Raw genomic sequence first — 25,585 nt, 5'->3', positions numbered from 1 at the left:
TATGGCGTCTTCCCTCGACGATCTCTTCGGTGCAACGGCGGCAAAGCCGGATGGTTCGGAGGTGCTGGCCGCGCTGACCAAAGCCGCGCGCGAGCGCATTTTGATCCTCGACGGAGCGATGGGGACGCAAATTCAGGGGCTTGGCTTCCATGAAGAACATTTCCGCGGCGAGCGTTTCGGCGCTTGCGACTGTCAGCTTCAGGGCAATAATGACCTTCTGACACTGACCCAGCCAAAGGCTATCGAAGAAATCCACTATGCCTATGCCATTGCTGGCGCGGATATTCTCGAAACCAATACATTCTCGTCTACAACAATTGCCCAGGCCGATTACGGCATGGAAGAGCAGGTCTACGAGTTGAACCGCGACGGTGCGCGCCTTGCGCGCCGCGCAGCCTTGCGCGCCGAACAGAAGGACGGTCGCCGCCGTTTCGTCGCGGGCGCTCTTGGACCGACAAACCGCACCGCCTCGCTGTCGCCGGATGTCAATAATCCGGGCTTCCGCGCCGTCACCTTTGACGATCTGCGCATCGCCTATGCCGAGCAGATCAGGGGGCTGATCGATGGTGGTTCCGACATTATCCTGATCGAAACCATCTTCGATACGCTGAATGCGAAGGCCGCCGTCTTCGCTTCGGAGCAAGTGTTCGAAGAGAAGGGCATTTTCCTGCCGGTGATGATTTCCGGCACGATCACCGATCTTTCCGGTCGCACCCTGTCGGGTCAGACGCCAACGGCATTCTGGCATTCGCTGCGTCACGCCAAGCCGTTCACCATCGGCCTCAACTGCGCGCTGGGTGCCAATGCCATGCGCGCGCATCTGGATGAATTGTCGACCATCGCCGACACATTCATCTGCGCCTATCCGAATGCTGGCCTGCCGAACGAGTTTGGTCAATATGACGAAACGCCGGAAGCGATGGCCGCCCAGATCGAGGGCTTTGCCCGCGACGGCATGGTCAATGTGGTCGGCGGCTGCTGTGGCTCCACGCCGGACCATATCCGCGCCATTGCCGAGGCTGTTGCAAAGCACCCGCCGCGCAAGCCTGCCAAGGTCGCGCCGCTGATGCGTCTTTCAGGCCTTGAGCCCTTCACGCTGACCGAGGACATTCCCTTCGTCAATGTCGGCGAGCGCACCAACGTGACCGGCTCCGCCCGCTTTCGCAAGCTGATCAAGGCCGGTGACTTTGCCGCGGCCCTTGATGTGGCGCGCGATCAGGTGGCCAATGGCGCCCAGATCATCGACATCAATATGGATGAAGGCCTGATCGATTCCGAAAAGGCGATGGTCGAATTCCTCAATCTGATCGCTGCCGAGCCGGATATAGCCCGCGTGCCGATCATGATCGACAGCTCCAAATGGGAAGTCATCGAGGCTGGCCTGAAATGCGTTCAGGGTAAGCCGGTGGTCAATTCCATTTCGATGAAGGAAGGCGAGGAAGCCTTCATTCATCACGCCAAACTCGTGCGCGCCTATGGTGCGGCAGTCGTGGTCATGGCGTTTGATGAAACCGGACAGGCCGATACCGAAGCACGCAAGATCGAAATCTGTACCCGTGCCTACAAGATCCTGACCGAGCAGGTCGGTTTTCCGCCGGAAGACATCATCTTCGATCCGAATATTTTCGCGGTAGCGACGGGTATCGACGAGCACAATAATTACGGTGTCGACTTCATCGAAGCGACCCGGCAGATCATGACGACCTTGCCGCATGTCCATGTCTCGGGCGGCGTGTCGAACCTGTCATTCTCGTTCCGCGGCAATGAGCCGGTGCGCGAGGCGATGCACGCCGTGTTCCTCTATCATGCCATTCAGGCAGGCATGGATATGGGCATCGTCAATGCCGGTCAGCTGGCGGTTTACGACGCCATCGATCCGGAACTGCGCGAAGCCTGCGAAGATGTAGTGCTGAACCGCCGCTCCGACGCGACCGAACGCCTGCTGGAAATCGCTGAACGTTTCCGGGATTCCGGTTCGAAGGAAGCCAAGGCGCAGGATCTGGCCTGGCGCGAATGGCCGGTTGAAAAGCGCCTTGAACATGCGCTGGTCAACGGCATTACCGAATATATCGAAGCCGATACGGAAGAAGCGCGGCAATCCGCCGAGCGGGCGCTTCACGTCATCGAAGGCCCGCTGATGGCTGGCATGAATGTGGTTGGCGATCTGTTCGGCGCGGGCAAGATGTTCCTGCCGCAGGTGGTCAAGTCCGCCCGCGTGATGAAGCAGGCAGTGGCCGTTCTCCTGCCTTACATGGAAGAGGAAAAGCGCCTCAATGGCGGCGAAGAACGCCAGAGCGCCGGCAAGGTGCTGATGGCGACCGTGAAGGGCGATGTGCACGATATCGGCAAGAATATCGTCGGCGTCGTGCTGGCCTGCAACAATTACGAGATCATCGATCTCGGCGTCATGGTGCCTTCGCAGAAGATTCTGCAGGTGGCGCGCGATGAAAAGGTGGATGTCATCGGTCTTTCCGGCCTCATCACGCCATCGCTCGATGAAATGGCGCATGTGGCGGCGGAAATGGAACGCGAAGGTTTCGACATTCCGCTGTTGATCGGGGGGGCGACGACCAGCCGTGTTCATACGGCGGTGAAAATTCATCCGCGTTACGAGCGCGGTCAGGCGGTCTATGTCATCGATGCCAGCCGCGCGGTGGGCGTCGTCTCCAGCCTGCTGTCGCCGGAAGCCAAGGGCGATTATGTCAGTGGCGTTCGTGATGAATATGCCAAGGTTGCCGCCGCCCATGCTCGCAGCGAAGCGGAAAAGCAGCGCCTGCCGCTCGCCCGCGCCCGCGCCAATGCGCATAAACTCGACTGGGACAGCTTTGCGCCGGTAAAGCCGAGTTTCACCGGCACGAAGACTTTCGACGATTACGATCTGGCCGAAATCGCGCGCTATATCGATTGGACGCCGTTCTTCCAGACCTGGGAGATGAAAGGGCGTTATCCGGCGATTCTTGAGGACGAAAAGCAGGGCGAGGCCGCGCGCCAGCTCTGGTCCGATGCGCAGGCCATGCTCAAGAAGATCATCGACGAAAAATGGTTCACGCCGAAAGCCGTGGTCGGCTTCTGGCCAGCCAATGCGGTGGGCGACGATATCCGGCTTTTCACCGACGAGAGCCGGAAAGAGGAGCTTGCCACCTTCTTCACCTTGCGCCAGCAGCTCAGCAAGCGCGATGGCCGCCCGAATGTCGCCATGTCCGATTTCGTGGCGCCGGTTGAAAGCGGCAAGCAGGATTATGTCGGTGGTTTCGTTGTCACGGCAGGTATCGGCGAAGTGGCGATTGCCGAGCGTTTCGAGCGCGCCAATGACGATTATTCCGCCATTCTGGTGAAGGCGCTGGCCGACCGTTTTGCGGAAGCCTTTGCAGAACTGATGCACGAGCGCGTGCGCAAGGAATTCTGGGCTTATGCGACGGATGAAACCTATACGCCGGAAGAACTGATCGGTGAGCCTTATCAGGGCATCCGCCCGGCGCCGGGCTATCCGGCCCAGCCTGACCATACCGAAAAGACCACCCTGTTCCGTCTGCTCGATGCAACGGCTGAGACCGGCGTGGAACTGACCGAAAGCTACGCCATGTGGCCCGGATCTTCGGTTTCGGGCCTCTATATCGGCCATCCGGAAAGTTATTATTTCGGTGTCGCCAAGGTGGAGCGCGATCAGGTCGAGGATTATGCGCGCCGCAAGGGCATGAGCGTTGGCGAAGTCGAGCGCTGGCTCGCGCCGATTCTCAATTATATTCCGGGCGATGTTGCCGAGGAAGCTGCATAGTCGAAACGACTGTTACAACCAAAAGAAGAGGGCCCTGCGATGCGGGGTCCTTTTTTATTTTTAGGCGCTTTTCTGTTGACCACAGCCAGACCTGTTTAAAAACGGCTGTTTTTCAAAAGGTTCCAGCTTTTTTGAAAGCAATCTTTCTGGAGAGGCTTACAGGAAAATGCTATTTAAGGCTGTTCGTTCGAAATTTTGTGAGCGTAAAAGTTGTATTGTGCGTAAGTTATTGAAAACATTATTAGGATGGCAGCAATGAAATGGGAACTATTATGCGATGCCATGCAGTCCGCTGGTAATGCGGACAAACTGTTCGAATATGTAAAAAAATATGCCCGCGAAATCGGCTTTGACCATGTTTCATATGTCATGTCGGTTCCGTCCTTGAATGGGGCGGTCAAATGGGTGCGCTACGAGGACATGCCGAAGGGCTGGGCCGAACTCTATGCCGCCAAAAAATATGTGGAGATCGACCCGCTGGTGCGGCTCGGTCTGCACAGTATTGAGCCGCTGGTCTGGTCACCGAAGCTTTTTGCCGAAACACCGCAATTATGGGCCGATTTGCAAAGCTTCGGACTAAAGGTCGGTATTTCGCAACCCTGCTGGGCAGCCCAGGGCGTGTTTGGAATGCTCACATTCTTGCGCAGCGGCCAGCCGCTGACCGCAGCCGAGGTCACCGCACTGCGGCGTCAGTTGCAGATGGTGACCAATCTTCTGCATCTGTCGATGTTTACACTGGTCAATGTGCCGCGTTTGAATTGCGCCAGTGAAGTCTGTCTGACGGCACGGGAGCGTGAAATCCTGCGTTGGACGAGTGAAGGAAAAACCGCCGAAATCATCGGGGCGATCCTCAATATTTCGACCCGTACCGTGAATTTTCATATCAGCAATGTGTTGACCAAGCTCGTTGCAGTGAACAAGGTTCAGGCTGTCGCGAAGGCGCGTACCTTCGGTCTGCTCTGATCCATTTAAAAGCCCCACGGCGGTTTGGCTCGTTGGGTGCTTTCAAAATCCTCCTTCCAAAATCAATCCATCTTGCTCCCGCGCAACGGACGATGTTCGTGCGGCGCAGCCCATTTGAGCAAGAATTTGCCCGGCCTTATCGCTTCAAAAGTGCTAAATATCACAAATTTAGTAGGATTTTCGGGCATTTAAGCGAAATTTCGCTTTTTGCTGGCGGCGCAAGTTTGTTCCCGCCTTTTGGGAAAGACTGCAAGTTTTTGGCGCAGGCACTCGCTAATACGCGAAAGCGTTCTTTCACTTTTGGACTTCTTTTCACGACAATGCGGCCAACTTAGTCAGGGTGCCGATTTCGCTCCGTCAGAACCGTAATCCTGCTTTCTCGTCTCTATCCGGTTTCCGGGAGTTATTGTCGTGCATCATGCATCCCTGACAAAGAATTTGACGCATCTGCAACGTCTTGAAGCAGAAGCGATCCATATTTTTCGCGAAGTCGCAGCGACCTTCTCCAATCCGGTGATGCTCTATTCGGTGGGCAAGGATTCGTCGGTCATGATGCATCTGGCGATGAAGGCGTTTTATCCGGCGCCACCGCCTTTTCCCTTTCTCCATGTCGATACGACCTGGAAATTCCGCGAGATGATCGAGTTTCGTGATGCACAGGCGCGCGAAAAGGGTTTCGAGCTGCTGGTGCATATTAATGAGGATGGCGTGCGCGATGGCGTCGGCCCGTTCACCCACGGTTCGAATGTCCATACCCATGTCATGAAGACGGTGGGTCTGCGGCAGGCGCTCGACAAGTACAAGTTCGATGCGGCCTTTGGCGGCGCGCGGCGCGATGAGGAAAAATCCCGCGCCAAGGAGCGCATTTTCTCGTTTCGCAATGCGCAGCATGGCTGGGACCCGAAGAACCAGCGGCCTGAAATGTGGAAGATTTACAATACGCGTGTCGCTGCGGGTGAATCGATCCGTGTCTTTCCGCTGTCGAACTGGACCGAGTTGGATATCTGGCAATATATATTGCAGGAAAACATCCCCATCGTGCCGCTTTATTTTGCCGCCCGCCGCCCCGTGGTGGAGCGCGACGGCATGCTGATCATGGTCGATGACGACCGCATGAAACTGCGCGATGGTGAAAAGGTGGAAGAGCGGCTGGTGCGTTTCCGCACGCTTGGCTGCTATCCCCTGACCGGGGCGATTGAATCCAGCGCCTCAAGCCTGTCGGATATTGTCGAGGAAATGCTGATCGCCCGCACGTCGGAACGTCAGGGCCGGGCCATTGACCGCGATGAAGCCGGTTCCATGGAAAAGAAGAAGCGCGAGGGCTATTTCTGATGAATGCCGTGTTGAAGCCTTCCGTAACCAGCGCTGCCGTGACCGAATTTCTGGCCGATCAGGAACGCAAGACGCTGCTGCGTTTTCTGACCTGCGGCTCCGTCGATGACGGCAAATCGACGCTGATCGGGCGTCTCCTCTATGACACCAAGCTGATCTTCGAGGATCAGCTTGCAGCCCTCAGAAGTGACAGCCGCAAGTTCGGCACCACCGATGACGATTTCGACTTTGCGCTTCTGGTCGATGGCCTGGAAGCCGAGCGCGAGCAGGGCATCACCATTGATGTCGCCTATCGGTTCTTTTCAACGCCGCGCCGCAAGTTCATCGTCGCCGATACGCCGGGCCATGCGCAATATACGCGCAATATGGCGACGGGCGCTTCGACCGCCGATCTGGCGGTAGTGCTGATCGATGCGCGGCAGGGCGTGCTGACGCAGACCCGCCGCCACTCCTTCATTGCCTCGGCTCTCGGCATTCGTCATATCGTGCTGGCGGTCAACAAGATCGACCTTGTCGATTTCTCGCAAGAGGCCTTCGACCGCATCGTTGCCGATTATATGAGTTTCGCGAAGGATCTTGGCTTTGCCAGCATCCAGCCGATCCCGCTTTCGGCGCGTTACGGCGACAATGTCACTTTGCCGTCGCCTCGCATCGGCTGGTATCAGGGGCCGCATCTGCTCGAACATCTGGAAACAGTGCGCATCGATACGGAAGCGGCAGCCAGGCCGTTCCGTTTCCCGGTGCAATATGTGAACCGGCCCAATCTGGATTTCCGCGGCTTTTCCGGCACGGTGGCCTCCGGCTCGATTGCGGCGGGCGACACGGTTGTCGTGGCCAAATCCGGCAAGCAGTCGCGGGTAAAACGCATCGCCTCCTATGATGGCGATTTGCCGCGGGCCTCGGAAGGTCAGGCTGTTACGCTGGTGCTTGAAGACGAGATCGAGGTTTCACGCGGCAACATGCTGGTCGGCGCGGAAGCGCGGCCCGAGGTCGCGGATCGTTTCGCAGCCAATATTGTCTGGTTCGGCGAGGATGCCTTGCAGCCCGGACGCTCCTATCTCCTGCGCACCGAAACCGACCAGACGCCGGTGACGGTCAGCGAGATCAAATATCGGACGGATGTGAACACATTCGCCCGCGAGGATGCGGCACGTCTCGATCTCAACGAGATCGGCTTGTGCCATCTTCAGACGGCGGACCCGATTGTGTTCGACGCTTACGCGGACAACCGCGTGACCGGCGCTTTTGTGCTGATCGACCGCCTGTCCAACGCGACGGTCGGCGCGGGCATGATCGATAGCGCGCTTCGTCAGGCGACCAATGTGCATCTGCAGGCCTTCGATCTCGACAGCAAGGCGCGGGCCGCACAGAAATTCCAGAAGCCGGCGGTGCTGTGGTTCACCGGTCTTTCGGGATCGGGCAAGTCCACCATCGCGAACCGGCTGGAACAGCGCCTTCATGCGCTCGGTAAACACACTTATCTGCTGGATGGCGACAATGTCCGCCATGGTCTCAACAGCGATCTCGGCTTCTCCGATGCGGACCGGGCGGAAAATATCCGCCGCGTCGGCGAAGTGGCTCGCCTGATGGCCGATGCCGGGCTGATCACGCTGGTTTCGTTTATTTCCCCGTTCCGCTCCGAGCGCGACACGGTGCGTGCGCGCCTGCCGGAAGGGGAATTCATTGAAATCTTCGTCGATACGCCAATTGAGGAATGCATGGCGCGCGACCCGAAGGGCCTTTACGCGCAGGCGTTGCGGGGTGAAATCAAGTCCTTCACGGGCATCGATTCGCCCTATGAAGCGCCAGCCTCGCCGGAACTGCGCCTCGACACGACGGGGCGCAATGTTGACGAACTGGTCGCGGAAGTAGAAAAATATCTGGCCGAACGTGGTATCATCGGCAGTTATGGTAGCGATTCCTGGTCGATCTGAGCAATGAACATTCCAGCCTCACCCCAAGCAGACCCCAACGGCGCAGCTCTGCTCGCCGTTTTTGAAGAGGCAGCGCTTGAGGCTGGCCGGGTCATCATGAAGCATTATGTCGATGGCTGCGCCGTCGAACATAAAAAGGATCAATCGCCTGTCACCGAGGCAGACCGTGCCGCCGAGGCGATCATCCTTGCCGCCCTTGCGTCGGTCGCGCCCGACATTCCGGTTGTGGCCGAGGAAGAGGTTTCGGCCGGTCGCCTTCCCGTCCATCTCGGACGGCGCTTTTTGCTGGTCGATCCTCTTGATGGCACGCGGGAATTTCTGCTGCGCAACGGCGATTTCACCGTCAATATCGGCCTGATCGAAGATGGCGTGCCGGTCGCGGGCATTGTTTATGCTCCCGCGCGCAATCTGCTGTTCACAGGTGCGGGCAACCGTGCCGAGGAAGCGAAAACCACTGCGGACCACAAGATTGCCGACAGGCGCGCCATCGGGGCCCGTGCGGTTGCCACGCAACGCATTGCCGTTTGCAGCCGTTCGCACAACACGCCCGAAACCGAGCGCTTTTTGCAGGCAAACCAGATTTCCGGCCACGTCTCGGTCGGCTCGTCGTTGAAGTTCTGCCTGATCGCGCGTGGTGAGGCGGATATCTATCCGCGCTTTGCCCCGACCATGGAATGGGACACGGCAGCAGGCGACGCTGTGCTGCGCTCGGCTGGCGGCATGACCGCCACAATTGATGGCAAGCCGTTCGTCTATGGTGAGCGCGCCGGTCAGGGCGTCAAGGGCTTCGCCAATCCGCATTTCGTCGCCTATGGCGCAGGCTTTACGCCCGTCTTCCCGGTTGAAGTGCTTTGATCCTGTGACATTTATGAGCAGCGGCAGGGATGCGGGCAAAAAAACTGCTTCCTGCTCTTGCGGCATTAAAAATGCAGCGTTATAAGCCGCCTCAACGGTTGCGCCACAGGTTGCGACCGACTGGTTCGGAGTGTAGCGCAGCCTGGTAGCGCACCTCGTTCGGGACGAGGGGGTCGGAGGTTCGAATCCTCTCACTCCGACCATTCAGATGCTGGAAGCTGTTCCCGATTTTCCAGAAATTCTTCCCTTCACGCATATATTTCTATTGCTGGTGGCTGAAAACCGACATGCGCATGAATTCGCCATCATATTCGGCGAGCGCGACCATGCGCGCACGATCGAGAATCTCGACCCTGTTGGAGCGGAACAGAACCAGCCCTTCCTCGCGCAGATCGCGCAACATGCGATTAAGATGGATCGGCGTCAGACCGAGCGCATCGGCCAGCTGATATTGCGTCAGTGGACAATAATAGGAATCCGGATCGTCGACGCGACTGGCCTTGACCCGGTCTGATAGTTCCAGGAGCAGATGCGCGGTGCGGACATAGGCGCTGCGGCGTCCGACATTGGTGAGATGCTCGATCAGCATGGCGCGCTGCCGTGACAGAAGCTCGATGAAGATCATCGCCAGACGCGGCACGCGCCGAATGGCGCTTTCAAGCGAAGCTATTGGAATTTCTATGACTTTCATCGGCGTAATGGCTGATATCGTATTGTAGCTATAGCCATCGGCTGTGCGAAGGCCGACGAAATCGCAACGCATCGGAAAGTCGATGATCTGCCTTTGGCCGCCGGACAGGTCGCGATAGACACAGCCCCAGCCGGACACGACCATATGCACGTTTCTGACCCGCTCGCCCTGCTCGATGATGATGGTGTCGGGGCTAAAGCTGTTCTCGGTAACGACCAGCGACGCCAAAGCACCAATGGCATATGCGTCGAGCTCTGCCAGAATCGGTGAAGATTCCAGCAAGTCGATCAGCGCCCTCACGGAAGGTGCTGCATTGCCTCTACCACTATGCATAACACTTCCGCACTAAACGAAAGATATAGTTTTATATCTTTCTATTGTTTAAGTCGCTCTTAGGGATAAGATAAATTTTCGCACTTGCTAACATAAATTAATGACACGATTGCTGCGTAGTAGCAATATTGGCCCATTGGATGGCGGGAATTCGTTAATATAAGTCATAAGCATAATTTAAATACCGAACCTGTGACGGCGGGAACGGCGGATCACTGTGTAGGAGTAAGTAACCTTCGTGCCGGGGAGACGCGCCGATGTTGGACGCCAGTGTGGCCAGCCTTTGGGCTGTGCCAAAAGAAAGAGACCATGGAGCGGTCGGTGTCGGCATTCTGCCGAACAGTGACCGCCATCTGCTGCTTGTGTGCAAGAGCAATCTTGAGCGGGAGTGCCTTTTCAACGGACTCCTGATGAACGGGCTGAAAATGCCGGTGACGTGCTATGCGTCCATTGAGCAGGCAAAGCTTTTCAGCGGAAGCGCTGTCATTCTGCTGCATATTGGGGCCAAGCGGCTTGCCGATCCGTTCTTTTCCGAAGAAATTCGATCCCTCGTGGAGATGTGGGCGCCATCGCCGATTGTGCTTCTCGCCGAGCGGGAGGAATGGACGCAGGTCGTGCGGGCCATGGAAATCGGCGCAAAGGGTTATATTCCAACCTCCGTTGATGTGCGTGTCTGCGTCGAGGCAATCCATCTGGCGAGCGCGGGCGGCATGTATATCCCAGCCTCCATGGCTGTCAAAGCGCCGCCACCCGATATCGACGAGGATGCGCTGGGCGAATTGCTGACGGCCCGTGAAATCGAGGTCGTTCATGCCATTCGCATCGGACGTTCCAACAAGGTGATCGCTTTCGAACTGGGCATGAGTGAAGGGACTGTGAAAGCGCATGTCCATAACATCATGCGTAAGATCGGCGCCGCCAACCGGACCGAAGTGGCCTGCAAGCTGCACAATATGTACAATAGCGGCCCCGGCGACGATTAAGCGATTTCAGATGTCCGGCAAATGTGCAAGGCGGTTGCTTTCTCTTCGAAAACAGAGACATTACAGGCTCGCAATTCTAACAAACTCAGCGCGGGCAAAAAATGCAGCTTACCCCTCGTCACAATGCCATTCTGGAACTCGCCCGCCGACAGGGGCAGGTTCTGGTGGACGATCTGGCCGCGGCTTTTGACGTCACGCCGCAGACCGTGCGCAAGGATCTCAACGATCTGTGTCGCGCGCGGCTGCTGCGCCGCATTCATGGTGGGGCGCTCTATCCGTCCGGCGTGGAAAATATGGAATATGAGGCGCGCCGCCGGATCGCCGCGCGCGAGAAGGAGTCGATCGGTAAGGCCGCGGCTGAAATTATCCCGGATGGCGCGTCGCTGTTCATCAATATCGGCACAACGACCGAAGCGGTCAGCCATGCTTTGATCGATCACAGCGAACTGATGGTCATCACCAACAATATCAACGTGGCCAATACGCTGCGCGTGCACACTTCCATCGAAGTGGTCATTGCCGGCGGCGTGGTTCGCTCTTCCGACGGCGGTATTGTGGGCGAGGCGGCGGTCGATTTCATCCGCCAGTTCAAGGTGGATTATGCCATCATAGGTGCGTCGGCCATGGATGAGGACGGCGCGCTGCTCGACTTCGATTTTCGCGAAGTGAAAGTCGCGCAGGCGATCATCGCCAACGCGCGCCACGTCATTCTTGTTTCCGATTCCACCAAGCTGGAACGCACCGCGCCGGTGCGCATCGGCCATATTTCGCAGATCAACACTTTCATCACCGACCGTTGCGCCTCGCAGCAGCTGCGCGATCTCTGCGCGGAGCATGAGGTTGAGCTGATCGAAACCCTTAATGATAGCGGGGCGGCGACCAAAGCGGGGTAGTTTCGTTTATTTTCGCTTTGCTTTCATATTAAATAGTTTTATATTCGCTTTGGTGTTTCTGAGGCGCGTCCTGTCACGCGCCTTAAAATGAATGTTCGAGCGTCGGCCTGCTGCAAGCGCTCTGAAACCATTTTCAAGGTTTGCCATGGCGCAGGAAGACATATTCGACATTTTCGTTATTGGTGGCGGCATCAACGGATGCGGCATTGCGCGCGACGCCGTTGGGCGCGGCTTTTCCGTTTTCCTGGCGGAGATGAACGATCTGGCGAGCGGCACCTCTTCTCGCGCCACCAAGCTCATCCATGGCGGCCTGCGCTATCTGGAGCATTACGAGTTTCGTCTGGTGCGCGAGGCGCTGATGGAGCGCGAGGTGCTGTGGGCCAATGCACCGCATATCATCCATCCGATGCGTTTCGTGCTGCCCTATCACAAGGGCGGCGTGCGGCCTGCATGGCTGCTGCGGCTTGGCCTGTTCCTCTACGACCATCTGGGAGGACGCAAGAAGCTTCCGGCAACGCGCACGCTGAACATGCGCACCGATGCCGCCGCAAAGCCGCTGAAGCCGCTTTTCACCAAGGCATTCGAATATTCCGACTGCTGGGTCGATGATGCCCGGTTCGTGGCGCTGACGGCGTGCGATGCATACGACCGCGGTGCTTCCATTCGCACTCGGACAAAGGTTGTAGCCGCACGGCGTGACAGTCAGGGCTGGACGGTGACGATTGAGAACGCAGCCACCGGGCAGCAGGAAGAAATTCGCGCGCGTCTGCTGGTCAATGCCGCCGGTCCGTGGGCCGATAAGGTTTTGCAGGGTGTCGAAGGCGACAGGCAATTGCACAATGTGCGTCTGGTGCAGGGCAGTCATATCGTGGTGCGCAAGAAATTTTCCGATCCGCGCTCCTATTTCTTCCAGAACAATGACGGGCGCATCATCTTTGCAATCCCCTATGAAGACGACTTCACCCTGATCGGCACCACCGATCAGGACTATAAGGGCGATCCCGCCAAGGTGGCGATCACCGAAGCGGAAACCGATTATCTCTGCGCGGCCGCGAGTGAATATTTCGCGGAGCCGGTGCGGTGGGAAGATGTGGTCTGGACCTATTCCGGCGTGCGCCCGCTCTATGATGATGGCGCCAGCAAAGCGCAGGAAGCAACCCGCGACTATGTTTTGAAGGACGATGCACCAGCCGGTCTTGCGCCGCTGATCAATGTCTTTGGCGGCAAGCTGACGACGGCTCGCAAGCTTGCTGAACATATGCTGGAAAAGATAGAACATCACCTCGGAAGCAAAGGCGCGCCATGGACACATGCCGCGCCGTTGCCGGGCGGCGATTTTCAAGACGTTGCTTTCGACGGCGAGTTACGGAAAGTACAAATGGCCTATCCGTTTTTGTCCCCTGCCCATGCCCGTCGCCTGTTCCGGCTCTATGGAACGCGGGTTCATGTCCTGCTTGGCAAAGCCGCATCGCTCGCCGATCTTGGTCGCCATTTCGGTGCCGATCTCTATGAGGCGGAAGTCAGCTATCTCATTGAAAAGGAATGGGCTTGCACAGCGGAGGATATTCTTTGGCGGCGCACAAAGCTTGGCCTTCGTCTGAATGCAACAGAGACGGAAGCATTGAATAATTACTTTCAAAACAAAGAACAAACCTTCTCGCGATTTGTTGCTGGTGTTTAATAGCAATCAACTGATTGTAATTTTCAATTATTCTTCTATGTGATAGTTTACTCATGTACTTTAAAACTTTTTATACTTGAAAATTTTTAAGAATTACTTTATGAATGCGGTGCGGAAGCTGATCGTTTCCTCCCGATACCACTCGGACTAATGTGTTTTCGTCCGGGTGAAATCAATAGATCGGTTCCGCACCGTTCATGCAATCGCCTCTCACGAGGCGTATAACCCTGACAATACAGACCTCCCAAAACTGACCTTTGCGGCCCGGCGGACATCTCCACCGGGCCGTTTTTTCGCGCCACGACGATGCGCTTGCCAGTTGTGGGCGAAAAAGCCATTATCATTGGGCCAATATCATCGGGAATGTGCCTGGCAGGACTGTTTAGCGGTTCTGAATGCGGGGATATTCAAGGTGAATGCAGCGGTTTCCAGCCTTCCTGGGAGGAGAAAGATGGGTGTACCGCCAGAGAGAATGCCAGTGACAGTTCATGCGGACCGCATTCTGTCCGCAATCCACACCGGCGGGTCGGCTCGCTCGGCGCTGGTCGCGTCATGGCAGCGTTCCGCCGAACTGCACAAGCTCGATCCTGCCGATGCGGGTGCCGTGCGCACGCTTTCCGAAGGCGAATTCCGCACCGCGCATGAGCGGGTGGAGCGGCTGGTCAGCGTGGCGCAGGCCAGCATGGACCGCCTCTATATGGCGGTCGGCGGTGTCGGCTGTTGCGTGCTTCTGGCCGACAGTGAAGGCGTGCCGGTCGAGCGGCGAGGGGCGACAAGTGATGACGACACGTTCTATCGTTGGGGCCTGTGGACGGGCGCGGTATGGAGCGAGGAAAGCGAAGGCACCAACGGCATCGGCACCTGCATTGTCGAACAGCGCGCGCTCACCATTCATCGTGACCAGCATTTCCACTCGCGCAATATCGGCCTCTCCTGCACGGTGGCACCCATCCACGATCACCAGGGGCGCATCATGGCCGCGCTCGATGTGTCATCCTGTCGTTCCGATCTGACGGAAGCCTTTGCGCAGCTCATTTCCGTGGCGGTGATCGATGCGGCACGCCGGATCGAGGCGGAAAATTTCCGCCAGGCTTTTCCAAAAGCCCGCATCATGCTGGCACCCAGCGTGGATCGCAGCGGCGGCGCGTTGATTGCGGTCGACAAGGACGATCTGGTGATCGGCGCGACGCGGGCTGCGCGCGTAGCGCTCGGCCTTGACGATGCGGCACTGGCAGGCCCTTTGCCTGCTGCCGATATTCTGGGCTGGAATGCCGATCCGCGCGAGGATATGGCAGAATCGGAACGCGGCGTTATCCTTCGGGCATTGGCCCGCGCGGAAGGGAATATTTCCGCAGCCGCAGTGCTTCTGGGCATCAGCCGCGCGACGCTGCACCGCAAGCTGAACCGGCTCAAGATCATTCGCCCGCATTGATCGCTTTGTAAAATTACGCGACCCAACTGTCTCAATATTGCGACACATGATGTTGCGAGCGTGAAAACGCGGGATGACTCTCCCCCGCTATCGCGCGATCCTCCTTGTCGAAGCGCTGTAGGAGCAGCGTCATTTCGGGAGGAGAATACCATGAATAAGGTTGAATTCAGCCGGACGGTGAAGCCGGCTTTTGCCAAACGTTATGGAAACTTTATCGGCGGCAAATGGGTCGAGCCCAAGTCTGGCCGCTATTTCGAAAATACCTCGCCGGTCAATGGTCAGGTACTGTGCGAAGTGGCGCGTTCAGACGCGGCGGATGTTGAGGCCGCTCTCGATGCCGCCCACGCCGCCAAGGATGCATGGGGCCGCACCAGTGCCGCTGAGCGCGCGTTGATCCTCAATCGCATTGCCGACCGCATCGAAGAAAACCTGCCCGCGCTCGCTGCTGCCGAAACATGGGACAATGGCAAGCCGATCCGCGAAACCACCGCTGCCGATCTTCCGCTGGCTGTCGATCATTTCCGCTATTTCGCCGGTGTCATCCGCGCGCAGGAAGGCGGCATTTCGGAAATCGACCACGACACGGTCGCCTATCACTTCCATGAACCGCTGGGCGTTGTCGGCCAGATCATTCCATGGAACTTTCCGATCCTGATGGCGGTGTGGAAACTCGCTCCGGCGCTGGCCGCTGGCAATTGCGTGGTGCTGAAGCCTGCCGAACAGACCCCGGCCTCGATCCTGGTCCTGATGGAACTGATCGGCGATCTGCTGCCCGCAGGCGTGGTCAATATCGTCAACGGTTTTGGTCTCGAAGCCGGCAAGCCGCTGGCGTCCAGCCCGCGTATCGCGAAGATCGCCTTCACCGGCGAAACCACCACTGGCCGCCTCATCATGCAATATGCCAGCCAGAACCTCATCCCGGTCACGCTGGAACTTGGCGGCAAGTCGCCCAACATCTTCTTCAAGGATGTGGCAGCCGAAGACGACGACTTCCTCGACAAGGCCATTGAAGGTTTTGTCATGTTCGCGCTCAATCAGGGTGAAGTCTGCACCTGCCCGAGCCGTGCGCTCGTCCATGAATCGATCTACGACAAGTTCATGGAAAAGGCGCTGAAGCGTGTGGAAGCCATCGTTCAGGGCGATCCGCTCGACCCGGCAACGATGATCGGCGCGCAGGCGTCGAGCGAGCAGCTTGAGAAGATTCTAAGCTATCTCGATATTGGCCGTCAGGAAGGCGCCGAAGTGCTGACCGGCGGTAAACGCAATGTTCTGCCGGGCGATCTGGCTGGCGGTTATTACGTCAAGCCGACCGTGTTCAAGGGCAACAACAAGATGCGTATCTTCCAGGAAGAAATTTTTGGACCGGTCGTGTCTGTTGCGACCTTCAAGGACGATGCGGAAGCGCTGTCGATTGCCAATGACACGCTTTATGGTCTCGGCGCCGGTATCTGGACCCGCGACGGTACACGCGCCTATCGCTTCGGTCGCGCCATTCAGGCGGGCCGCGTGTGGACCAACTGCTACCACGCCTATCCGGCCCATGCGGCTTTCGGCGGTTACAAGCAGTCGGGCATCGGTCGCGAAAACCACCTGAAGATGCTGGAGCATTACCAGAACACCAAGAACATGTTGGTGAGCTATAGCCCGAAGAAACTTGGCTTCTTCTAAGGGGCGTTATATTCAGGCTATGGCGGCCTGCAAACGGCATTCTTCTCCGCTTCCGGTGCTCACGTACCTTTAAGTACGCTCCGCTCCGGTTCTCGAAGAACACCATTTTCGGCACGCCATAGCCAGAATCTAATCACCCCTTGTCCTCGTCGCTGGGCGAGCTGCAATGCGGAGAATAATGTCTCCGCATTGCGTCTAATCAAAGAGCATTTGCTTCTTCCATATTAGTATAGCGTTGGAAGAACGGTATCGGTTCACCCTCCCAAGGGGACTGACGAAGGGGCCTGGGCGAAAATGCCCGGGCGACCCTTACCGCCCGTCACGCGGTTGGCTGGACGCGGCAACAGGGTGCACCATATTCCCGACTACATTTCTTCCGTCCCGTCTCGGGAAACAGCTTGAAAGAAACTCAATTCGATACCGAAGGAGAGACTTCATGGCCAAGACAATGAAAGCGGCAGTGGTAAGGGCTTTCGGCAAGCCGTTGACAATCGATGAAGTGCCGATACCTGAACCGGGACCGGGACAGATACAGGTTGCCATTCAGGCTTCCGGCGTCTGCCACACCGATCTTCATGCCGCCGAAGGCGACTGGCCGGTGAAGCCCAATCCGCCCTTTATCCCTGGGCATGAAGGCGTGGGTTTCGTGTCTGCTGTTGGTGCGGGCGTCAAGCATGTGAAGGAAGGCGACCGCGTCGGCGTGCCATGGCTTTATACGGCCTGCGGCCATTGCCGCCATTGCCTCGGCGGCTGGGAAACACTGTGCGAAGAGCAGCTCAATACCGGCTATTCGGTCAATGGCGGCTTCGGGCAATATGTGGTAGCCGATCCGAATTTCGTCGGCCATTTGCCGAAGAATATCGAGTTCAACGAGATTGCCCCGGTGCTTTGTGCCGGTGTCACGGTCTATAAAGGCCTCAAGGTGACCGACACCAAGCCGGGCGACTGGGTGGTGATCTCCGGCGTCGGCGGTCTCGGCCATATGGCGGTGCAATATGCCAAGGCCATGGGGCTCAACGTTGCAGCCGTCGATATCGACGACAAGAAACTCGACCTTGCCCGCAAGCTTGGTGCGACGGTGACCGTCAATGCCAAGACCAACAACGATCCGGCAGCCTATATTAAGAAGGAAACCGACGGTGGCGCGCAGGGCGTGCTAGTGACGGCGGTATCGCCCATCGCCTTTGAACAGGCGCTCGGCATGGTGGCGCGGGGCGGCACGGTGTCGCTGAACGGCCTGCCGCCGGGCGATTTCCCGCTGTCGATCTTCAACATGGTGCTGAACGGCGTCACCGTGCGCGGGTCCATCGTCGGCACCCGGCTTGATTTGCAGGAATCGCTCGACTTCGCCGCCGATGGCAAGGTCAAGGCGACCATCCGCACCGAGAAACTGGAAGATATCAACTCCATCTTCGATGACATGCGCAGGGGCAACATCGAAGGCCGCGTCGTGATGGATCTGACGCAGTAAAGCGTGCAGGATAGACTTTACACGATTTGAGCGGGCGGACCTGTTTTCGCCCGTTCTCATGCGAGGGAGGAGACAATGTTGCAGGAAAACCCGCAAAGGGGCGAGCAGGACAATGGCAAGGGGCAGGTCAGCGCCACGCCCGACGCTCTCAAGCTTATTCGTGAATTACAAGCCGAATATGGGCCGATCATGTTCCATCAGTCGGGCGGCTGCTGCGATGGTTCTTCACCAATGTGCTATCCGCAAGGCGAATTCGTCATTGGCGATACGGATGTCAAACTGGGTGAGATTGGCGGCGCGCCGGTTTATATCAGCGGCCCGCAATATGAAGCTTGGAAGCACACCGAACTCATCATCGATGTTGTTCCGGGACGCGGGGGCATGTTCTCGCTCGATAACGGGCGCGAAGTGCGTTTTCTGACGCGATCCCGCATATGTTCCATTCCCTGAAAGCTTTGGCCTTTTCGTTATCCGACGAACAAGATATCCAAAAGCACATCCCGAAAAGTGTGAAACGGTTTTCGGATCAGATGTGCGTAAAATAAAAGCAGGCTCTTCGGGGAGGAAGACGATTCCATATGGCTGCAACGGGCAAAAGAGCGACGATACATGATGTGGCGCGTCTGGCGGGCGTGTCGATCAAGACCGTTTCACGCGTTTATAACGACGAACCGAATGTGCGCGAGGCAATCCGCGAAAAGGTGCGCGAAGTGGGGCAGGAGCTGCGCTATCGGCCCAATGCGGCGGCGCGCAATCTGGTGGAGCGCCGCTCGCATCTGATCGGTCTTTTCTTCGAAAACCCCAGTTCCAGCTACGTGACCGAATTGCAGATGGGCGCGCTGGAGCGCCTGCGCGGCACGCGCTATCGCCTGCTGATCTTCCCGGTCGAGAACCGCGCCGATATTCGCGGCGCGCTGATCGAAACCGCCCATGCATCGGGGCTGGATGGCATCATTGTGACGCCGCCCATGTCGGACGATCCGGAAATCTTGCAGGAGCTTTCAGCTTCCGCCATGCCTTTTGCGCGCGTGGCGGGCGATGTCAATGTGCATCCGACCGATAGTGTTTTTATCGACGATGAGGCGGCAACCGTCGATTTGATGCAGTATCTTCTGAAGCTCGGGCACCGGAAGATCGCCATCATCATCGGCGACCTGACCCACCGCTCCGCCGAATTGCGGGTGGCCGGTTATCGTCGGGCGCTGGAAGCGGCGGGGATCGAGCACAATCCCGATTATGAAGCGCAAGGCGGCTTCAGCTTTGCCAGCGGCCTTGTGGCGGGAAAGAAACTCTTGTCGCTGGAAAATCGCCCGACGGCAATCTTCGCCTCCAATGACGATATGGCGGCGGCGGTTGTGCAGATGGCGCATGATCACAAACTGTCGGTGCCGGGCGATATCACCGTGGTTGGTTTCGACGACAGTTCGATTGCCAGCATGGTCTCGCCGCAGATCACCACGGTTCGCCAGCCGATATTCGAAATGACCCGGGGCGCAGCCGATATGCTGTTGAACCATATCGAGAACGGCCAGACCTCGAAGGCCCGAAAGATCGACTACAAGCTGATCATTCGCCAGTCTGCCGGCAAGGCCCCGGAATAAGCACCGCGATCAGCTTTCCGAGGGGGCCGGGAAGAATCGGTCGCGCGCATAGAGGCTGCCGAAGATCATGTCATACTGCAGCATCTGATAGTCGCGCAGGAGCGGCGCGAATGGCGGGCGCTGCTGCCAGCCTTCTTCGGCATTTTCATCGCCGTCGAACACGGCATGTGCATCAACAACGCGATATTGGTCGTGCAGCTGGCGCAGGAAGCCCGTGTAATAGGGGTGCTGCATCCCGGCCATTTCGAGTATCTGCATCGGCAGGAATGCCGGGCTGATGGTGCCTGTGCCGCGTTCCGCGCCGCGCTTGTTCGACCACAGCACCAGCGGTGTTTCATGCTGGAGAAGCATGTCGGCGGCAGGCGCGATGCGGCTTGCAACACGAGCCTGCATGAAGCCGGTTTCGGTATAGACGGGGCCAAGCGGCGGCAGATGATCGCCGAAGAAGACAAGAATGGTTTCGCGTTCGCGCTTCGACGCCCAATCCATCAGACGGGCGAGGCTGGCATCGGCATCCATTGCACCTTGCGAATAGCTGCGGATCGACTGGCGCACAGCTTCGCTGGCGTCGGTCTGCACATCTAGCTTGGAGTCCGGATAGCGGTTCGCCTCATAGGGGCCATGGCCTTGCAGCGAAACGGCGAAGAAGAAAAACGGATCTTCTTGCGCATCCGCCTCGCGAATGATCTCGGTGGTCAGCGCATCGTCCGAGGCAAGCGTGCCGCGCTTTTCCAACGGCGGCATGTTTTCTTCCGACATGAACTTGTCGAAGCCCATATTTTCATAGACGGAACCGCGGTTCCAGAACCACTGGCGATAGGGATGGATCGCCCGCGTTGCATAGCCCTGTTCCTTGAAGAAGCTTGCAAGCGAAGGCAGCGGGCGGCGAATATATTGCTGGTAGGGAATGCTGCCCGAAGGCAGGAATGCCTTGGAAAAGCCGGTCAGGGCTTCAAACTCGACATTGGCGGTCATGCCGCCGAATTCCGGCGAGAATACATAGCCGGATTGTTCCGCGCGCACGGTCGGGATCGGATCGGCGCTGAAAGCCACACCCGGCAGGCGGGTCGGGTCCCAGAACGACTCGCTCATGATCATGATCACATCGGGCTTGGCTGTCTCAAGCGCTGCCGGGATGAGCTGCGCGGGCGGCTCAATCGCGGCAATGGCTTCCGGCGAATAGCCTTCCGGCGCAAAGACGGTCGCCATCGGCACATTCAAAATGAAGGCCATAGTGAAACCGTTATGCGCGTAATTTTCCTTCTGGTCCCACATGATAGGGAGAACGCGCAGGCGGTCGCGCGCCAGCGAAAAGCTGGAATAGTCGGAAATAAAGGCGAACCATGCCAACAGCGGCAGCGCGAAGGCCAGACGAAGCGCACGACCTTTCCAGGGAATACGATCGAAACGACGCCACCAGAAAAGGCTGGCGGCAATCAGCAGTGCGGCGCTGGCGATCAGGAGAAGGGCGATGCCGACAGCGCTCCACGGGCGCTCGCGCACCAGAAGCGGCAGCAGATCGACGATCTGGCGGGCATAGAGAAAATCACTCGGATAGAGCGGATCGCCGAGATAAAGGCTTTTCTCGCGCGCGGTGGCGGCGGCGATCAGCGCCAGCGGTCCGACCACGAAAAGCCCGTAATGGACGCGCCCGAAGAGCGCGTCGCTGGCGGTCAGCACCACCACAAAGAAGGCAACCGTGGTCCAGGCAGGCTTGTGCGGGGTGCGGAAAAACGCAATCGTTTCGGCAAAGGAACCGCGAAAAATCCATTCTACGGCGAAGACCAGAAGAACGGACAACACGACGGACGCAAGTGCGACCCCGACAACACGCACCGGCCAGGAGACATGCGAAGCGCCGAAAATGGCCGCATCGCTCCAGCGACGTTCGCCCGCGTTTTCCACTACTCCAGACATGTCTTAACTCGCTACTATTTCTAAATATGAGAAATTTCGTGTCACATTTCTGTCATGGAAATGTCAAGCCACGGTTGAGTGGCGGGTGATACCGGACGTGAACTGAACGCACAATGAATAGAAAAAGCTCAATAAAAATAGGGCCGAAAGTGATTCCGGCCCTACTCTTTATGCAGTGAAAGTATTCTGGTTATAGCGTGCCGAAAATGATGGTTTTCGAGAACCGGAGCGCAATGTACTTAAAGGTACATGAGCACCGGAAGCGCAGAAAAGCGTCATTTGCAGGCCGCTAGAGCCTGAATATTCGAGCCTTAGAGGACGTCCTCGAGCCCCTTGGTCAGCTCCAGCGCCTGCCGTTCGAACAGACGGCGATAGATGCCGTCCGGCTTGCGGATCAGCGCATCATGGTCGCCTTCCTCGATGATGCGGCCCTTGTCGAAGACCAGCAGCCTGTCGAGCGCGCGCACCGTTGAAAGCCGGTGAGCGATGACGAGCGTGGTGCGCCCGACCATCAGCCGTTCCATCGCCTGCTGTATCAGCACTTCCGATTCCGAGTCGAGGCTGGACGTTGCCTCATCCAGGATCAGAACCGGCGCATTGGCCAGAAACGCGCGTGCGATGGCCACACGCTGGCGTTCGCCGCCCGACAGTTTCACGCCGCGTTCGCCGACCAGTGTCGCATAGCCCTTCGGCAGCCGGGTGATGAAATCATGCGCGCTGGCAAGGCGTGCCGCTTCCTCAATCTCGGCTTGTGTCGCGCCGGGGCGGGCATAGGCGATGTTCTCGGCCAGCGTGCGGTGAAACAGGATCGGTTCCTGCTGCACGATGGCGATCTGCGACCGCAGCGACGCCTGCGTCACCTCGGCGATGTTCTGGCCGTCAATGCGGATGGCGCCGTCAGTGACGTCGTAAAGCCGCTGGATCAGTTTCACGAAGGTGGTCTTGCCGGAGCCGGAATGGCCGACAAGACCAACCCGCTCGCCCGCATCGATCTTGACCGAGAAGTCGCGGTAAAGCGCGTCTTCATGGTTGCCGTAATGGAAGGTGACGTGATCGAAGGTGATCTCGCCAGCACCGATCTTGATGGCCGGAGCGCCGGGCTTGTCGGCAATGCCGTAGGGCTGGGCTTCGATCTCGACCAGTTCCTCCATGTCGTTGACTGATCGTTGCAGGTTGCGGATGTGCATGCCGACATCGCGCAGATAGCCCTGCAGCATGAAGAAAGCCGTCAGCACGAAGGTGATGTCGCCAGCGGTCGCCTGTCCCTTGCTCCAGAGATAGAGCGCAAAGGCAATGACAACACCGCGCATGACCAGAAGGTTCGCGCCCTGAATGAAGCCGTTCAGCGTGCCGATCAGCCAGGTGCGGCGCGTGCGACTGCGCCACTTGGTAACGACCTTGGAAAGACGAATGTCTTCGCGGCCTTCCGCGCCGAAAGCCTTTACGACGGCATTGCAGGAGATGGCATCGGCCAGAGCGCCGCCCATGCGCGTGTCCCAGCTATTCGCCAATGTTGCAGCAGGCGCAACAAAGCCGAGCGAAATCACAATCGTGCAGACGATGAACAGGACCGAGCCGATGGCAACCAGCAAGCCCATCAGGGGCCAGTACCACGACAAAAGCGCAACCGAGCCAAGCAGCATCAGCAGGGATGGCAAAAGGGCGATGATCAGCGTGTCATTGAGCAGATCGAGCGCCCACATGGCGCGCGAAACCTTGCGGACCGTCGATCCGGCAAAGGCATTGGCGTGCCAGTCGGTCGAAAACCGCTGCAACTTGTGGAACGAACTGGCCGCCATGTCGCCCATGATCTTCAAGGTGAAGTCGGTGATGACATAGAAGGTGAGCTGACGCGTGATCAGCGCCAGCGCGCCCAGCGCAAGCAGCACGACGAGCGCCTGAATGGCGGCATCCCATGCACCATTATTGCCGAGCGAAAGCGCATCGACCAGCCGCCCCGAATAGAGCGGCGTCAAAACATCTGCGGCTGTTGCAAGCAGCATGCCGATTATCATCAGCGCCAGCCGCAGGGGCTGACTTCGCCAATGGCTGAAAGTGTAGCCGAGGACATTGCGGAACGCAGGCCCCCGGAAATCGAGACGAAACCGAGTCATATCCATATTACCAGCCTGTGCTCGCGCGCAGAAACTGGCCCTTGATTGAGAAAACAAAACAGACGGCTCCCGGAGGAACCGCGAACAGCGATGGTTTGGAAAGATGCTCCGAAGGAGCGGACAGGTCAGCCTGCCAGGTGGGCCGCGGACCTAGCGGTTGGAAGCGCCCGCGAAAACACTGGGCACCATTGGGAATGGGTAATGGACACGCATCTCATACCTCTTGCCAGTGTTTCAGATGATTGCACAATAAATGAGCAAAATCCTTTGCCAAGGCCAAAAATGCAATTTCTGGTCTGCAAGGCAACGGGTGTGGCAATTTTGCAAGAGTGCGAATTTCTGAATTTTAAAAGTAATACTTTTCACATTTTCTGCTAAAAGCCCGTTGCAACCTTGCATTCGCTGGTTCGATAAGCGAATGAAAGTGAGATATATCAGAGCCGGACGGCTGATACCGGGAGAGAGTTCATATGACAATTCATCAGAATCTGATTGCTGGCGAGTGGGTTGGCGGTGACGGCACTGCCAACATCAATCCATCCGACACCAATGATGTGGTGGGCACCTATGCCCGCGCAACGGCCGAAGACACCAAGGCTGCGATTGCAGCTGCGAAGGCTGCTTTCCCCGGCTGGTCGCGTTCCGGCATTCTGGAGCGCCACGCCATTTTGCGTAAGGCTTCCGACGAAATTCTGGCGCGCAAGGACGAGCTTGGCCGTCTGCTGTCGCGCGAAGAGGGTAAGACACTGGCCGAAGGCATTGGTGAAACCATCCGCGCCAGCCAGATTTTCGATTTCTTCGCGGGCGAGTGCCTTCGCCTCGCCGGTGAAACGCTGCCTTCGGCGCGTCCGGGCATCGGCGTTGAAATCACCCGTGAGGCTGTTGGCGTCGTCGGCATCATCACGCCGTGGAATTTTCCAATCGCCATTCCGGCATGGAAGATTGCGCCGGCACTTTGCTACGGCAACACCATCGTCTTCAAGCCAGCTGACCTCGTGCCGGGCTGCTCCTGGGCGATTGTCGATATCCTGCATCGCGCCGGACTGCCGAAGGGCGTTCTCAACCTCGTCATGGGCAAGGGTTCGGTGGTCGGCCAGACCATTCTGGACAGCGCCGACGTCAATGCCGTGACCTTCACCGGCTCGACCGGCACGGGCAAGCGCGTTGCCGCAGCCTCCATCGAACACAACCGTCGCTTCCAGCTGGAAATGGGCGGCAAGAACCCGGTTGTCGTTCTGGACGATGCCGATCTCAATGTCGCGGTCGAATCCGTGGTCAATTCGGCCTTCTTCTCGACCGGCCAGCGCTGCACCGCATCCTCGCGCATCATCGTGACGGAAGGCATCCACGACAAGTTCGTCGCCGCCGCCATCGAAAGGCTGAAGGGCGTCGTGGTCGACAACGCTTTGAAGCAGGGCACGCATATTGGTCCGGTCGTGGATGAAAGCCAGCTTCAGCAGGACATGGATTATATCGAGCTTGGCCGCAAGGAAGGCGCGAAGCTTGCCTTTGGCGGCGAACGCCTCAACCGCGAAACGCCGGGCTTCTATCTCCAGCCAGCCCTCTTCACCGAGGCAACCAACCAGATGCGCATCAGCCGTGAGGAAATTTTTGGGCCCGTCGCTTCGGTCATCCGGGTCAAGGATTACGAGGAAGCGCTTGCCACCGCCAACGATACCAATTTCGGCCTGTCGTCGGGCATCTGCACGACGAGCCTGAAATATGCGACCCATTTCAAGCGCAATTCGGAAGCGGGCATGGTGATGGTCAATCTGCCGACCGCCGGCGTCGATTTCCACGTGCCGTTCGGCGGGCGCAAGGGGTCGAGCTACGGTCCGCGCGAGCAGGGCCGCTATGCTGCGGAGTTCTACACGACGGTCAAGACAGCCTATACATTGGCTTGAGGCTGATCTGAGGGAATGTGAAAACCGGCGGTTTCTCC

17 protein-coding genes and 1 tRNA gene are annotated in these 25,585 nt (G+C 58.0%); 15 read left to right on the top strand and 3 right to left on the bottom strand.

Annotated features, from left to right (window positions below; all coding sequences use genetic code 11):
- The first annotated feature begins 1 nt into the window (after nt 1).
- The 6 genes from metH (at nt 2) to JAU75_RS06100 (ending at nt 9,062) form a co-directional block, all read left to right on the top strand.
- On the top strand, nt 2-3,775 hold the full coding sequence (gene metH, locus JAU75_RS06125; protein WP_199055519.1) for a methionine synthase: 3,774 nt from the start codon (nt 2-4) through the stop codon (nt 3,773-3,775).
- Between the two features lie 255 nt (nt 3,776-4,030).
- Entirely contained in the window at nt 4,031-4,738 is a 708-nt protein-coding gene (locus tag JAU75_RS06120) for a LuxR family transcriptional regulator (protein ID WP_199055511.1), read from the top strand.
- A gap of 411 nt (nt 4,739-5,149) precedes the next feature.
- Complete coding sequence (gene cysD, locus JAU75_RS06115) at nt 5,150-6,070, top strand: sulfate adenylyltransferase subunit CysD (protein WP_199055509.1); 921 nt, start codon at nt 5,150-5,152, stop codon at nt 6,068-6,070.
- A complete protein-coding gene (gene cysN, locus JAU75_RS06110) occupies nt 6,070-8,004 on the top strand; it encodes a sulfate adenylyltransferase subunit CysN (protein ID WP_199055507.1) in 1,935 nt (644 codons plus the stop codon). The genes cysD and cysN overlap by 1 nt, the downstream gene beginning before the upstream one ends.
- 3 nt (nt 8,005-8,007) lie before the next feature.
- Entirely contained in the window at nt 8,008-8,859 is an 852-nt protein-coding gene (cysQ, locus tag JAU75_RS06105; RefSeq protein ID WP_199055506.1) for a 3'(2'),5'-bisphosphate nucleotidase CysQ, read from the top strand.
- Nucleotides 8,860-8,985: 126 nt separating this feature from the next.
- Nucleotides 8,986-9,062, top strand: a tRNA-Pro gene (locus JAU75_RS06100).
- 59 nt (nt 9,063-9,121) lie between these two features.
- Here the strand turns inward: JAU75_RS06100 and JAU75_RS06095 are convergent.
- Entirely contained in the window at nt 9,122-9,883 is a 762-nt protein-coding gene (locus tag JAU75_RS06095) for a Crp/Fnr family transcriptional regulator (protein WP_199055505.1), read from the bottom strand.
- A gap of 257 nt (nt 9,884-10,140) precedes the next feature.
- Here JAU75_RS06095 and JAU75_RS06090 point away from each other — a divergent pair, with 257 nt between their 5' ends.
- From JAU75_RS06090 to JAU75_RS06055, 8 genes are all read left to right on the top strand, one after another.
- Nucleotides 10,141-10,866, top strand: coding sequence for a response regulator transcription factor (locus JAU75_RS06090; RefSeq protein ID WP_199055504.1), 726 nt, complete (start codon nt 10,141-10,143; stop codon nt 10,864-10,866).
- A 101-nt stretch (nt 10,867-10,967) separates the two neighbouring features.
- Complete coding sequence (locus JAU75_RS06085; protein WP_199055503.1) at nt 10,968-11,759, top strand: DeoR/GlpR family DNA-binding transcription regulator; 792 nt, start codon at nt 10,968-10,970, stop codon at nt 11,757-11,759.
- Nucleotides 11,760-11,904: 145 nt separating this feature from the next.
- Nucleotides 11,905-13,440, top strand: coding sequence for a glycerol-3-phosphate dehydrogenase (glpD, locus tag JAU75_RS06080; RefSeq protein ID WP_199055502.1), 1,536 nt, complete (start codon nt 11,905-11,907; stop codon nt 13,438-13,440).
- Between the two features lie 472 nt (nt 13,441-13,912).
- The gene (locus tag JAU75_RS06075) at nt 13,913-14,872 is read left to right on the top strand and encodes a GAF domain-containing protein (RefSeq protein ID WP_371836127.1); all 960 of its coding nucleotides are present in this window, start codon (nt 13,913-13,915) and stop codon (nt 14,870-14,872) included.
- A 150-nt stretch (nt 14,873-15,022) separates the two neighbouring features.
- Entirely contained in the window at nt 15,023-16,540 is a 1,518-nt protein-coding gene (gene adh, locus JAU75_RS06070) for an aldehyde dehydrogenase (RefSeq protein WP_199055500.1), read from the top strand.
- A gap of 436 nt (nt 16,541-16,976) precedes the next feature.
- A complete protein-coding gene (gene adhP, locus JAU75_RS06065; protein WP_199055498.1) occupies nt 16,977-18,011 on the top strand; it encodes an alcohol dehydrogenase AdhP in 1,035 nt (344 codons plus the stop codon).
- Between the two features lie 75 nt (nt 18,012-18,086).
- Complete coding sequence (locus tag JAU75_RS06060) at nt 18,087-18,461, top strand: DUF779 domain-containing protein (protein WP_199055496.1); 375 nt, start codon at nt 18,087-18,089, stop codon at nt 18,459-18,461.
- 128 nt (nt 18,462-18,589) lie between these two features.
- Nucleotides 18,590-19,612, top strand: a complete 1,023-nt coding sequence (locus JAU75_RS06055; protein ID WP_199055494.1) for a LacI family DNA-binding transcriptional regulator — start codon at nt 18,590-18,592, stop codon at nt 19,610-19,612.
- Between the two features lie 9 nt (nt 19,613-19,621).
- Here the strand turns inward: JAU75_RS06055 and JAU75_RS06050 are convergent, their stop codons facing one another.
- Nucleotides 19,622-21,529 (bottom strand): LTA synthase family protein, encoded by a 1,908-nt coding sequence (locus JAU75_RS06050; protein ID WP_199055492.1) that lies wholly within the window; start codon nt 21,527-21,529, stop codon nt 19,622-19,624.
- 311 nt (nt 21,530-21,840) lie between these two features.
- Nucleotides 21,841-23,643 carry an ABC transporter ATP-binding protein gene (locus JAU75_RS06045; protein WP_199056014.1) on the bottom strand — a complete coding sequence of 601 codons (1,803 nt, stop codon included), beginning with the start codon at nt 23,641-23,643 and terminating at the stop codon, nt 21,841-21,843.
- A 470-nt stretch (nt 23,644-24,113) separates the two neighbouring features.
- On the opposite strand from JAU75_RS06045, the gene JAU75_RS06040 reads away from it, so the two are divergent.
- Nucleotides 24,114-25,547: an aldehyde dehydrogenase family protein gene (locus tag JAU75_RS06040; RefSeq protein ID WP_199055490.1), complete on the top strand. Its 1,434-nt coding sequence runs from the start codon at nt 24,114-24,116 to the stop codon at nt 25,545-25,547.
- Nucleotides 25,548-25,585: the final 38 nt, after the last annotated feature.

Origin of the sequence: Ochrobactrum sp. Q0168 (assembly GCF_016427605.1) — a bacterium.
Lineage (GTDB): Bacteria > Pseudomonadota > Alphaproteobacteria > Rhizobiales > Rhizobiaceae > Brucella.
Note: the sequence above shows the minus strand (reverse complement) of the source record. Positions and strands in the feature narration are given on the sequence as shown.

What these genes read in the sequence shown, in the direction of transcription:
- metH (WP_199055519.1), top strand. Translation starts at nt 2, where the DNA reads ATGGCGTCTTCCCTCGACGATCTCTTCGGTGCAACGGCGGCAAAGCCG.
- JAU75_RS06120 (WP_199055511.1), top strand. Translation starts at nt 4,031, where the DNA reads ATGAAATGGGAACTATTATGCGATGCCATGCAGTCCGCTGGTAATGCG.
- cysN (WP_199055507.1), top strand. Translation starts at nt 6,070, where the DNA reads ATGAATGCCGTGTTGAAGCCTTCCGTAACCAGCGCTGCCGTGACCGAA.
- cysQ (WP_199055506.1), top strand. Translation starts at nt 8,008, where the DNA reads ATGAACATTCCAGCCTCACCCCAAGCAGACCCCAACGGCGCAGCTCTG.
- JAU75_RS06095 (WP_199055505.1), bottom strand. Translation starts at nt 9,883, where the DNA reads ATGCATAGTGGTAGAGGCAATGCAGCACCTTCCGTGAGGGCGCTGATC.
- JAU75_RS06090 (WP_199055504.1), top strand. Translation starts at nt 10,141, where the DNA reads ATGTTGGACGCCAGTGTGGCCAGCCTTTGGGCTGTGCCAAAAGAAAGA.
- JAU75_RS06085 (WP_199055503.1), top strand. Translation starts at nt 10,968, where the DNA reads ATGCAGCTTACCCCTCGTCACAATGCCATTCTGGAACTCGCCCGCCGA.
- glpD (WP_199055502.1), top strand. Translation starts at nt 11,905, where the DNA reads ATGGCGCAGGAAGACATATTCGACATTTTCGTTATTGGTGGCGGCATC.
- JAU75_RS06075 (WP_371836127.1), top strand. Translation starts at nt 13,913, where the DNA reads ATGCCAGTGACAGTTCATGCGGACCGCATTCTGTCCGCAATCCACACC.
- adh (WP_199055500.1), top strand. Translation starts at nt 15,023, where the DNA reads ATGAATAAGGTTGAATTCAGCCGGACGGTGAAGCCGGCTTTTGCCAAA.
- adhP (WP_199055498.1), top strand. Translation starts at nt 16,977, where the DNA reads ATGGCCAAGACAATGAAAGCGGCAGTGGTAAGGGCTTTCGGCAAGCCG.
- JAU75_RS06060 (WP_199055496.1), top strand. Translation starts at nt 18,087, where the DNA reads ATGTTGCAGGAAAACCCGCAAAGGGGCGAGCAGGACAATGGCAAGGGG.
- JAU75_RS06055 (WP_199055494.1), top strand. Translation starts at nt 18,590, where the DNA reads ATGGCTGCAACGGGCAAAAGAGCGACGATACATGATGTGGCGCGTCTG.
- JAU75_RS06050 (WP_199055492.1), bottom strand. Translation starts at nt 21,529, where the DNA reads ATGTCTGGAGTAGTGGAAAACGCGGGCGAACGTCGCTGGAGCGATGCG.
- JAU75_RS06045 (WP_199056014.1), bottom strand. Translation starts at nt 23,643, where the DNA reads ATGACTCGGTTTCGTCTCGATTTCCGGGGGCCTGCGTTCCGCAATGTC.
- JAU75_RS06040 (WP_199055490.1), top strand. Translation starts at nt 24,114, where the DNA reads ATGACAATTCATCAGAATCTGATTGCTGGCGAGTGGGTTGGCGGTGAC.